We start from the raw sequence: 12,081 nt of genomic DNA on the forward strand, positions 1-12,081 counted from the left end.
AGGCTCGCCCTGCCGGCTCCAATGTGGCAACGACCAGCGCCGGCAGGGCGCTCAAGAACTTGCCCTTCGGCGCCAACGTTGATCTTTCCCCTTGCCATCGCTGCCGCCACATGCTATAGTGTATTTAACATTCTCTTAACATAGCGTTAATATCCAGTTAATGCTTCCCCAGCCGGCGTACAGAGTCAGCGGGCAGCGCCGCCGGTCAGCACCGCCGGGCAGCGCAGTCCGAGCGGGCAGAGCCAGCCAGACCGGGCCGGGCTGTTAGACAGACCTCCAAGCTAGCAGGCAAAGCCAGCCTCCAGAGCAGCGCCGCGAGCAAACCAGGTAGTCAGCCAGAGAGACAGGCAACCGTGAGCGCACGCCACTGCGAGCCTGCGCTCAAGCCTATCAGGCGCGTCAGCCCAACGCCGCCCAAGTCAGTCAAGCTGGCGGTCTTCACAAGCCAGGGCCATCGCAGACAGTACCTATTTATTATGCAGGAATACTACAGAGACGGGAGGGGAGAGATAGCAAGCAATGGCAGCGACAAGCAATCCGACAATGGTCGTGGGCCTGTTACTAGGCGGGGCCCTCTTATTGCTCTATGGCCTGCGCCTCCTATCGGAGGCCATGCAGCGTGCCGCCGGCCCGCGTCTGCAAAAGGCCACGATGGCGCTAGCCCAGCGCCCTTTCATGGCGTTTGGCGTTGGTCTGCTGGTTACAGCACTGACCCAGAGTTCAAGTGCGACCTCCTCGCTCCTGGTGGAACTGGTGAATGCTGAGCTGATTCCGCTCACGACAGCCTTCGTCATGATCCTGGGCACCAATGTCGGCTCTACGCTGGTCGTGCAGTTGCTTGCTTTCCACATAGCGGACTATGCCATCCCGATCGCCGGCGCGGGTGCTGCTTTGGGACTGCTGACACAGCATAAGCCACAGCGCGATCTGGGACAAGCAGCCTTCGGCTTTGGGGTAATCTTGCTTGGCCTGGCAGCCTTGCAGGCCGGCAGCGGTCCGATTGCCGCCAGTCCGATTACCGCCGAGGTATTGCGCGCTTTGACGGGGGCGCCGCTTGTGCTGGCCCTGCTGGGCCTGTTGTTGGCCCTGGCCTTTGCCTCTAGCGCAGCGGCCATCGGCCTGGTGCTGGTTTTGACCGCTAGCGGGGCGCTCTCTGTCTTTGCCGCTCTGGCGCTGCTCTTCGGGGCCAATATCGGCTCAACCTTGACCGCCCTGCTGACAGCCCTTAGCCGCCAGTCGGTGACAGGGCGCCGCTTAGCCCTGCTCCATACCGGCACCAAGTCGCTGGGCGCCGTCATCGCTCTGGCCCTGTTGCAGCCGCTGAGCGGTCTGCTGGCACAGCTCGGACTGGAACCCTCCTGGCAGGTGGCCCTGACTCATTTGATCTTTAATTTGGCCCTGGCAACCGTCTTTGTTCCTCTGGCCGCTCCTGTCACACGCCTGGTGACGCTGCTGCTGCCTGAGCAGGAAAATCATTATGAGCAGCAGCTAGGGCCACGTTACCTTGATCCCGAGGCCCTGGCTTCACCGGCGGTCGCCCTGGGTCAGGCGACGCGCGAGGTGCTGCGCATGGCTGATATTGTGACGGAGATGCTGCGCCTGTCAATGTTGGCCTTCGAGAAGCCGGATGCTCGCGTGCCTGAGCGTATCCATGAGCTGGATGACCAACTTGATCAGCTTAATGCGGCTATTAAGCGCTACTTGACCCAGCTCGATGAGAGTCGTTTGACGCGTGAGCAGGTGCAGCGGGAGCTGGCACTCCTCTACATTATTACTGATCTTGAAGCCATCGGCGATATCATTGATAGGCAGATGATGCGCCTGGCTCGCCGTAAGCAGCGCCGCCAGGTGGCCTTTTCGGAAGAGGGCTGGCAGGATCTGCTCAATTACCATGATGAGGTGACGGAGGCCCTGGAGCAGGCTTTGGCTGCTTTGGCCTCGCAGGATACCTCGTTGGCTAACGACTTTTTTGTCCGTAAGGCGGAGCTGAGTAAGATGAAGCGTCAGCTTCATCTGCGCCACGTCCGCCGCTTGCAGAGCGGCCTCTCTCCCAGTTGGGAGTCAAGCGCGATTCATCTCGACCTGCTCAATGCGCTGAGCCGCGTCCTGTCCCACGCCTCGAACATTGCTCACGCAGTGCGCGGTGATCTCTGAAGGCGTTTGCTCCTTCTCCCTTCTCTCTGGCGGAGCGGCAAGGATCAGTCCAGTGCTCAATTAAGGCGGCCCTTGCCGCTCCGTTGCCTTGTCGCTCCCTCGCTGCACCTCCTTCAGGGGTACGCTTGCTTATCTACTTGCCTCCTTGCTTGCTCTCCCTTCATTTTGTAGTATAAAACCGGCTCAGCCAGTTTTACACAAGAAAGCCCGATCAGACGAGTGATTGGCCATTTTCAGCTAGTTGTTAGCAATTCGTCTATGAGATGAGTAGACTTCCGAGCGTGGAAGATGTGGTCAACTCCGTACCTATTAGTGGGTTGTGAGCTAGCTCATAGCCACTGAGAGAACAAATCAGCAATATAACGTCCGATATCAGTAAAAAGCATGAACTATTCCATCAATCTAGATAAAAAAACATGAAGGTGATGATAGGATGCTAAAAGCACAATTTGAGATCGAAGTTACTACTCCTCTCTTTCTGGGAGGAGCGGATCAGGTAACAGCAGAGCTGCGTCCTCCTTCGTTCCGTGGAGCAATGCGCTACTGGTATCGCGCATTGATCGGTGGTGTCACCGGAGGCACTCTAGAGAAGGTGCGCCAGCGCGAGGCGCGGGTGTTCGGTAAGAGCGAACACGGGTCACCGATCCGTGTCCGCATCACGGCGGTCCAAGCACCGTCGTCCCCATCACCTGCTTTCTGGCAAGACCAGAATAGGGCAGGTATCCGCTACCTTTTCTGGTCGATGCTCGGCTCCTCAAATCGATCTCCCCGTCAATGTTATCCGCCTGGGACGCGCTTCACACTGCTGCTCACAGCCTCCGAGAAAGATCAGCAGCTTCTCCAAGAGGCGATTATTGCCCTCTGGTTGCTAATCCACTGCGGAGGAGTAGGCGCGCGTTCTCGCCGCTGCGCCGGCAGCCTGGCGCTTCGCTCGTCTACTCTCTCCTTTGCCTCAGAGATCAGTCTGCCAGAATGGTTGTCAGGTCGCGCCAGAAACTTCCAAGAGCTGGTCGATACCCTCACAATGGGGTTTCAGGAGATTAAGCGCTTCTACAAGCTTGAAAAGCTAGCTGAACCTGAAATTAGATCTTTCGATGTCATATCTCCTTTAACTTGTTCTATATGTGTTAATACCAAGGAAAAACCTTTGAAAAGTGTAGAAGATGCGTTAGATGCTGTCGGCCGAAGTTACCAGGACTACCGTCGAAAACTTTCGGACCGGGAGCGCATGGCCCTGGGCTTGCCTTTCGGAAAGCACAAGGGCCGTTTGGCCTCGCCCCTTCATCTGCATATCACAGCATTAGAGCAAGAATACGTCTGTGTTGCTACTTGCTTTGATGCTTGTCCGAAAAAAGAACCTCCTCAAGGAGAGAAAAGCTGTCAATGGATTTCAAAGAAGATCCCGCTCTGATCCCTCTTGCTTTCTCAACAGATGAAGGAGCAGGTTTACTCATGACCGAGTCATATATGCTCATCTTTACTCTGGGGCCGGTGCAGTCATTCATCGCCCAGGCGCGCAAGTCCCGCGATCTCTGGCTGGGCAGCTTCCTGCTCTCCCACCTGATGGAGGCGGCCCTTGCTCAAGTGCCACAGGAGGCGCTGGTTTTCCCGACCACGCCCAAGATCGACCGCTCGCGCTGGATACCCGACCTGCCTAACCGCTACGTTGCTGTCTTCCCCTCGCCAGAGAGACCCCATCCTGATCCGTTGACCCTGGCTCGCCAGACCGCGGAGCAAAGCGAGCAAGCGATTTACGCGGCCTGGCAAGACGTCTGCAAGGGGGTCTATAAGCAGCTCTTCGGTGGCAATGGTCCCGATGGGCATGACCTGGTACTGCAGGCCATCTGGGAACGCCAGACTGATCCCCGGCACCTCTTCGAGATCTACTGGGCCATTGCTCCCAACACCGACGCTCAGGGCCTGCCGCTGGCCTATGGGGACTGGTTTAAACGCACCTCCCAGGCGCTCGATGCCCGCAAGAGCCTGCGCGATTTCGCTGCTCAAGATGAACCCGGCGAGAAAAGCACGCTCTCTGGCAAGCGCGAGGCGCTGCATAGCCAGGGCGAGAGTCGGCAGGAGGTCAGAGCGTTTTGGATACAGGTCGCCGCAAAACCGGTTGTTTCGGCCAAAGATCTCGCCCCAGATGGCTCAGAGCGTCTGGATGCCATCGATACGGTGAAGCGCTTCGCTCTCCTCTCGGAGAGCTTCCTCAAAGGTCAAGGGGAGAGCAAGAACGGTCAAGAGGAAAGCAAGAACGGTCAAGGGGAGAGCAAGCCAGGCTCGGAACAGGGTCTAGATTTCCCTTCAACCAGCACCATGGCCGCCGCAACCTTCCTTAAGCGCCTGTTAGCCCTGGTGTCTTCGCCAGAATCTCCAAGCAGCGAAATTCAGGAGGCAGTCAAGGGCTGGCAAGCGATCACTGCGCAGTTAGCGTCGGCCAAGCCTCACCTGGCTCTCCCTTATCTGGAGAAGAAAGCTCAGCAGAGTAATGCCTCCTGGCTCAAGGGTGTTGACGGCGAGTGCGCATTTATCGAGACTTTTACCGCCCAGCGGCTGCGCACGAATTACCGCGCCGTGCTCAAACCGGAGTCATCGCCCACGCCTCGCGGGCCGGCTGCTGACCAGCCCGACTATCTTCTCAGGGCACACGAGGTACTGAGACAGCTTTACCGGCTCATTGGTGCGCCAAGTCCTTACTACGCCCTGCTGCAGATGGACGGTGACCAGATGGGCACCCTCATTGGCGAGGTTCAGAGCCAGCAAGACCACCGCGCCATCAGTAAAGCGCTCTCGACCTTCGCGCGCAAGCATGTTCCCGCAATCGTCGAGGATCAGCGTCCTGGCAAACTGATCTACGCCGGCGGCGATGACGTGCTGGCCCTCGCGCCGCTGGCGCAGGTGTTCGCCATCGCATCAGGCCTACAGCGGGCCTATCACGAGATAGTAGGGTCGCAGGTGCAGAAGGTCACCACGAGAAAGGCCACAGCCAGCATGGGGATCGCCATCGCCCATCACCTGATGCCGCTGACGCTGGTACGCCGGATGGCTCGCGAGGCCGAGGAGCAGGCCAAGCATCGCTACGGGCGCAATGCCCTGGTGGTGACGCTGCTGTGGCGCTCCGGTATCACGCTCTCCGCCGGTTGCCAGTGGAAATATCAATATACGGCGGACTCCAACGACTCGCTCTTGTCACCGCTCCAGATCTTTGAGCAGATGGCGCAACTGTTTGCGAGCGGCACACTCTCGCCACGCTGCCTGGAAAGCTTGAACAGAGAGTTGCCGGGGCTACAGGGCCTGCCAGACGCGGCACTCCGCAGCGAGCTGGCGCGTGTCTTCAGACGGCACTGGAACCAGTACAAGTACGCTGCCAGCCAGGCAGAGCAGACGCCAGAACGGGAGTCGAGGCGTGAGGAGGCGGCGACAGGACTATCTCCTGCTTCAGGGCAACAAGTAGCCACCAGGGAGGCGATCAGGGAACTGCCTAGCGATCCGGAGGAGGCCTCGCTGCTCTTGGCCCACCAACTGGTTACTCTGGTCGCAGCAATGAAGAAGACTCATGCGCAAGCCTTCGCTCAGGCCAATAGCGCTGCCCTGGCCACGGTCTTGAACTGGCTGCAGATTCTGGCTTTTCTCGCAAGGGAGGCAGGAGACAGTGTATCTTTTCATTGAGCCACATGAGACGCTTCTCTTTCGCAGCGGGCGCCCCTTCGATGCTGGAGAGGTGAACTTCGCTGAGTCGCTCTTTCCCCCAACGCCTGAAACTCTGCAGGGGTCACTGCGGGAGTTGATCGCTCGCCATTGGGACCAGCGCAAGAGCCTGCCAGAGCTGCTCAGCGATCCGGAGCTGACTGCCCTGATTGGCAACCAGAGAGGCTACGGTCGCCTGCGCATCAGACTTATTGCGCTCGCACGCCGTCAGAAGGCGGAGAACGGCGGCCAGCGTTTTGAGCTGCTCTATCCTATGCCGGTCCATTTGCTGCGTGCACCGGCCTCAGCCGATGCTTCCTCCAGTCGCATCCTCCGCCTGAAACCGGCCTCGCCCACCGGTGTCTTGACCAATCTTCCTTTGGGGCTGCAGCTACTTTATCCCGAAGGCCAGGAGCAGGCACAGCCGCTTGGTAAGGAGAGCAGGCTACAAGGCTGGCTGACAGCGGAAGGACTGGAGGCGGCCCTGCGTCCCAACGCCGAGATCAGCGCCTCTATGATCGTCTCCGCGAGCGCTATCTATGAGGAGGAGCCGCGTACAGGCATCGCTCGCCGGGAGAGTACGCGCGCAACAGAGGAGGGCATGCTCTATACCATCTATGCCGTGCGCCTGCGGCCCGGTTATGGCTTTATCGTTGAGCTGCGCCTGGCCCAGCTCTCTGATCCCTCCAGCGATCAACTGGTGCCGGACGAGCAGACCGCCTCGCTGCTGCGTCTGCCTCCCCCTCCGGCGCACTTCGCCCATACTCTGGGTGGTGAGCGTCGTCCTGTGACTGTCTGGCTGATCGATCCCCAGGATACACCAGTGCGGGCCGCCGCACCTCAACCGCCAGAGCGCGCAAGCGGGCAGGGGCTCCTGCTTTATCTGGCCACGCCGGCGATCTTCAGAGCAGGCTGGCGACCCGAGCGCTGGCCTGCCGATCTCGGAGAGCCGATTGCCGCGGCCATCAGCCGCTATCAGTGGATTGGCGGGTGGCAGATGAATCCCCATCATCACGGTGGTCAGAGCAAAGTGGCACGGCGCTGCGTTCCCGCAGGAAGCGTCTACTTCTTTCAGAGGGAACCCGCTAGGGATCTCTATCAGCTAACAGATGTTGGTCGGGAAATAGGCTACGGTATGATCCTTAAAGGAGCTTGGTGAGATGATTACAGCTACGAGCATGATGTACATCTATACTGAAACACCCTTGCATGCCGGCGTGGGTAGCGGCCTGAGCAGTGTCGAGCTCCCCATTCAGCGCGAGCGCCATACCCAGTACCCGATGATCCAGGGCAGCAGCATCAAAGGGAAACTGCGAGCGCTGATCGCCATGCAGGCTGGCAGCAACTCCGACGGCCTGGTCAAGGCTCTCTTCGGTCACGAGCGCGAAACTTTGGAGACGGACCAGTTTCACGCCGGGGCCTTGATTGTTGGCGATGCCCGCATCCTGCTTTTTCCCGTGCGCTCTCTCAAGGGGGTCTTCGCTTATACTACCTCTTTTGACGTCCTGGAGCGCTTTCGAAAGGATCTCACCTACATTCACCAGGAGCAGACTTTTCCGCAGTTGCCGCCGGAGCGACCGATGAACGGCCAGGCGCTGGTTACTGAGCATTCAGAGGTGATCACTTCCGAGGGGAAGCCAGGCCTGTTGCTGGAAGAGTTCAGTTTCGAGGTAAGCAAGAGCCAGCAGGTGACCAATGTGGCGCACTGGCTGGCGGAGCACGCGCTCCCGCTTGACGGCTACTGGGCCGACAAGCTGCGCTCTGCGCTGGTCGTTCTCCCCGACGACGATTTCCGCGACTTCGTGCTCTACTCAACCGAGCTGATTACACGCATTGCCCTTGATCAAGGCACGAAGACGGTAAGAGAGGGCGCGCTCTGGACGGAGGAGCACCTGCCGGCAGACACATTGCTCTACGCTCCCATCTACGCCACGAACGAGCGACGCCCCAATAACCAGCCGCACGCCGGTAATAATGCGCCGCGCTCGGGAGTGGAGCTTCTCCGAGAGGCCCAAAATCGCAGCCTGCAGGCCGGCCCTTACCTGCAGCTCGGCGGCGATGAGACGGTTGGACGAGGCTTCGTCAAAGTGCGCTGGAGTCCCGCAGTCTCGCTCATTGGCTCTACTACCAGTAAGTCGTAAGACAGGCCATCTTCCTTCAAGGAGCGATAAAAAGGTGAATTCTATGCCAGAAGAGAAAAGTAACATAAGACGTTTTCTCGAACAGGAGCGCGGCCAATTTGCCTGGAATTGCATTCAGGAGATCAAGAAGCTGCCTCCATCAGAGCAGGCCGAATATCGCACACGGGCTTTGACCTTTAACCAGATGGTGCACATCAACGGCCTGGGAGCCACTCTCGGCTTTCTGAAGGCTAAAGCGACAAAGGAGCAGAAGACGCTCAACGCCTACGGCTATCTGCTGCAGCATCTGACCGCCTGGATGCACCAGTGTTGCTTTCTCGAAGGCCTGGGCCAGGAGTTTGATGCCCTGTTGCTCTGGGTGCTGGAGGAGGCGGACAGGGAAGCCTACCGCCGTGCGACCGCCGAATGCCTGGCCTTCGGCGACTGGCTGCGTCGCTTCGCCGAAGCTGAGCTGTCTAAGGAGGGCGGCAGCCAGCCGGATAGTAGATCAGGGTCATAAAAGGGAGGGCAGTAAAGACTATGCCTGAGAAGAGACATGGCCGTAGAGAGCAAAGGGCCTCTGGAAGGTCGCCACAGCCCCCAGACAGCTCACGCGCAAATAAGGAGGCGAGCGACACGCGCCAAACACCGCTCTATCTTCTGCCCCCGGAAGCAGCTAGCCTGGTTGCCCAGGAACTGGCCGGACCTAAAGCCTGCGCGCATCTGGGTTTGCAGCTGCACCGCTACATTCCCTGCGCGGTTCTTCAGCTCTCGCTGGACCCCACGCGTCAGGCCCCCCCCGGAGAGCGGCAGAGGTGGCTGCAGGCACTGGTCCAAAGCTATAAGCCCGACGAGACTTTCACCAAGAGCGTCTATCAGCGCTGGGAGGCGCTGACCAAAGCTCTGCAGGCTCGTCGCTTCGAGGCCGAGACCGACTGGCGCATGGTTGTTGGTCTGGGCGGCAACTCTGTTCTGGAGACCGACCTGACGCTGCATCGCAATTACAGTCTGCCGATCATTCCTGGCAGCGCCCTCAAAGGCCTGACGCACAGCTATGCCGACCAAGAGGACTGGGAGGTTACCGTCCTCGACGAGCAGGGTCAGCCCCGGCAGAGAAAGAAAGCAGAAGCTGACCTGCCGCGCATCTTTGGCTCCAGTGGTCAGGCCGGCAGCGTCATCTTTTTCGACGCCATTCCGCGCAACGGGCAGGCGACGCTGACGCTGGATGTCATGACCCCTCACTACCCCGACTACTACCAGAAGGATAATACGCCTCCCAGCAACGATCAACAGCCCATACCGATCACCTTCCTCACGGTGACCAAGACCACCTTTGTTTTCGCTATCGCCCCCCGTACGCCTCAGCTTGAAGATCAGGCCGATGCCGCCCTGGCTCTGGCCCTTCTCAAGCAGGCCCTGGTCGACTACGGGGTCGGTGGCAAGACCAGCGCGGGCTACGGCTACTTTCAGCCGCTAGCCGATTCTCCACCACCCACAACGATCTCCCCGGGGCCGAGGAAGCCCTAGACCTGGAGGAGGCTCGGGCCAAAGCCAGAGAGCTAGCAGCCCTCACCCCGAGCTGCGGACCTGGGGAGAACTGTGCCACGTTGGCCGTGGCTGCGTCAAGGGCAATGGTCACTACCGTCTGCTGCCCTCCCTGGCTTGAGCATCTGAGGCCGCATTAGCTCGCTGACCTCTTTCAGCGACTATCACACCCCAAACACCCTACGCCTCTGGTCGCTCTGCAGAGCCTTGACCAGGGGCGTGGTGCCGTCTGCGGGCCAGCGCGAGCTATTGCGCCTTTCTCAACTTTACAAGAAGAGGAAATACACTTAGACGGAAAAAGCTGCAAGCAACCGTGAAAAGAAAGCAAGAAAGCCGTATACACATCTTGCAAACAGATTAGCTTTCTTGTTTACTCACTCTCTCATTACCCCCCCACCTCCCCTTGTCCCAGCCTGTCACATACTGTAGAATGGCTCTTGTTAGTGGGTAGAGTGAGCCATGCTTTCAAATGGAGGTATAGTTTATGAGCACCAGCAGCACCCGACACGGCTCTCCTCACTTCCCCACCGTGAGCGGCAGCATTGCCCCATCCACGCAACAGGAAATGGACGCCGCCGTGCAGGCGCTGCAGGCCCATAAAGATCGCTGGGTCGCAGTGCCAGTACGCGAGCGCATCGCCATTTTAGAGCAGCTCCTCAGCAACTTCGTGGCCATTGCTCCACGTTGGGTTGAGGCCAGCCTCAAAGCCAAAGGCCTGGCCCCCGACGAACCAGCGGCCAGTGAAGAATGGGGAGCGGGCGTCTTACCAGTGGTCAACAACCTGCGCCAGCTACGGCAGTCGCTGCTTGATATTGAGCGCTACGGGCATCCGCGCATCCCTGGCCCGGTACTGACCATGCCCAACGGGCAAGTTGCAGCCCGAGTCTTTCCCCAGACCTTCTACGACCGCCTCTTTTTTATGGGCCTCACGGCGGAAATCTGGATGGAACCGGGGGTCAGCATCAGTGAGCTTGCGCGCACTCAGGCTCTCATCTACCAGGACCGTCAACACAGTGGCAAGGTGGCGCTGGTGCTGGGGGCCGGCAATGTCGCCAGCATCGGCCCGATGGACATCCTCTACAAGCTCTTTGTCGAAGATCAGGTTGTCCTGTTCAAAGCCAATCCGGTAAATGCCTACCTCGGGCCACTGCTAGCCGAGGCCTTTGAGCCGCTGATCACAGGCGGCTTCCTGCGTCTCGTCTATGGCGGAGCGGAAGAAGGGGCCTACCTCTGCCAGCACCCTGGTATAGAAGAGATCCACATTACTGGCTCCGATAAAACCTACGAAGCCATCGTCTTCGGTCCCGGACCAGAGGGCGCTCAGCGCAAAGCCGCCCGCCAACCGCTGATCACCAAGCGGGTGACCGGCGAGCTGGGCAACGTCAGCCCGGTCATCGTGGTGCCTGGTCCCTGGACCACACGCGATCTCGCTTATCAGGCCGCCCACATCGTCAGCTCTCTCACCAATAATGCAGGCTTCAACTGCAATGCGACGCGCGTGCTCATCCAGCATGCCGGTTGGGAGCAGCGGCCTGAGCTGCTCAATGCCATCCGGCGCGTCTTACAAAGCGTTCCCCCGCGCCTGGCCTACTATCCCGGCGCCAACGAGCGTCAACGCGCCTTCGTTGCCGAGCACCCCGAGGCCGAATTGTACGGCCAGGCCAGCGACGGGCGCCTCCCCTGGACCTTTATCACTGGGCTTGATCCCGAGCGCGAGGGCGATATCTGCTATACAACCGAAGCCTTTTGCGGCCTCTTCGCTGAGACCGCCCTCCCCGCCGACAGTGTCGCCGATTATATCGATCGCGCCGTGGCTTTCGCCAATGAACGGCTCTGGGGAACGCTCAATGCTACCCTGATCGTTCACCCCGAATCGCTCAAAATTCCGGCCATCGCCCACGCCGTTGAGCGCGCTGTCGCCAATCTGCGCTACGGAACCATTGGCGTCAATTATTGGGCCGGCATCGGCTTCGCCCTGGCTGTGACTACCTGGGGAGCTTTTCCCGGTCACGAGAGCTACGATATCCAGTCAGGCACGGGCGTGGTCCACAATACGCTGATGTTTTCTCGCGCTCAAAAGTCCGTCCTTCGCGGTCCTTTCCGTACCACACCGACCCCGCCCTGGTTTGTGACTGAGGGACGTAAAGCCTTGAAGATCTTCCCGAAATTGGTCGAGTTCCTGGCCGCGCCTTCACCGACGAAGCTCCCGGCCATCCTGTTGGCGGCCACCGTCGGCTGATCGATCCAACAGGCAGCGACGACTCCTCGCTCACCGCGCTCGCTGCGCTCGGCTAGCTCCGGCCTGGCTCAGCGAGCACGCCCGCTGTGAGCTGTCGCTAGCGGCAGCGACGCCGTTCTTATCCACAAGTCGTTTTTTGCCGTCAGTCAGTTCATGCATTTCAATATTCGGAAGGAGGATAGTGCCTGTCTTTTGGCCAGCGATGTCACCTTTTGCGTAGTCGCGACGTACCAGAAAGAGGACGACCGTTTCGTCCTGGCCAACTAAGCAGGCTCTCAGGGAAGAGAGATGTTCTGTCTGAGATGTGCCAATCACAATAATTTCATGAAGAGGAGG

Annotated in this window: 8 protein-coding genes; all 8 read left to right on the plus strand. The window is 59.3% G+C overall.

Features of this window, described 5'->3' with window-relative positions; genetic code table 11:
- Positions 1-519 precede the first annotated feature (519 nt).
- The 8 genes from AC6H1L_RS04380 to AC6H1L_RS04415 all read left to right on the plus strand — a co-directional run bounded on the left by AC6H1L_RS04380 (position 520) and on the right by AC6H1L_RS04415 (position 11,745).
- Complete coding sequence (locus tag AC6H1L_RS04380; RefSeq protein ID WP_497600323.1) at positions 520-2,154, plus strand: Na/Pi cotransporter family protein; 1,635 nt, start codon at positions 520-522, stop codon at positions 2,152-2,154.
- Positions 2,155-2,587: 433 nt separating this feature from the next.
- Positions 2,588-3,565 carry a type III-B CRISPR module RAMP protein Cmr1 gene (gene cmr1 / locus AC6H1L_RS04385; RefSeq protein ID WP_497600324.1) on the plus strand — a complete coding sequence of 326 codons (978 nt, stop codon included), beginning with the start codon at positions 2,588-2,590 and terminating at the stop codon, positions 3,563-3,565.
- 41 nt (positions 3,566-3,606) lie between these two features.
- On the plus strand, positions 3,607-5,823 hold the full coding sequence (cas10, locus tag AC6H1L_RS04390; RefSeq protein ID WP_497600325.1) for a type III-B CRISPR-associated protein Cas10/Cmr2: 2,217 nt from the start codon (positions 3,607-3,609) through the stop codon (positions 5,821-5,823).
- The gene (locus tag AC6H1L_RS04395) at positions 5,807-7,000 is read left to right on the plus strand and encodes a type III-B CRISPR module-associated Cmr3 family protein (protein WP_497600326.1); all 1,194 of its coding nucleotides are present in this window, start codon (positions 5,807-5,809) and stop codon (positions 6,998-7,000) included. Before cas10 ends, AC6H1L_RS04395 begins: the two co-directional genes overlap by 17 nt.
- Before the next feature lies 1 nt (position 7,001).
- The gene (cmr4, locus tag AC6H1L_RS04400; RefSeq protein WP_497600327.1) at positions 7,002-7,982 is read left to right on the plus strand and encodes a type III-B CRISPR module RAMP protein Cmr4; all 981 of its coding nucleotides are present in this window, start codon (positions 7,002-7,004) and stop codon (positions 7,980-7,982) included.
- A 43-nt stretch (positions 7,983-8,025) separates the two neighbouring features.
- The gene (gene cmr5, locus AC6H1L_RS04405; RefSeq protein WP_497600328.1) at positions 8,026-8,481 is read left to right on the plus strand and encodes a type III-B CRISPR module-associated protein Cmr5; all 456 of its coding nucleotides are present in this window, start codon (positions 8,026-8,028) and stop codon (positions 8,479-8,481) included.
- Positions 8,482-8,690: 209 nt separating this feature from the next.
- Positions 8,691-9,488, plus strand: coding sequence for a type III-B CRISPR module RAMP protein Cmr6 (gene cmr6 / locus AC6H1L_RS04410; protein ID WP_497600329.1), 798 nt, complete (start codon positions 8,691-8,693; stop codon positions 9,486-9,488).
- A gap of 502 nt (positions 9,489-9,990) precedes the next feature.
- Entirely contained in the window at positions 9,991-11,745 is a 1,755-nt protein-coding gene (locus tag AC6H1L_RS04415) for an aldehyde dehydrogenase family protein (protein WP_497600330.1), read from the plus strand.
- Positions 11,746-12,081 lie beyond the last annotated feature (336 nt).

The organism is Thermogemmatispora argillosa (assembly GCF_059696725.1).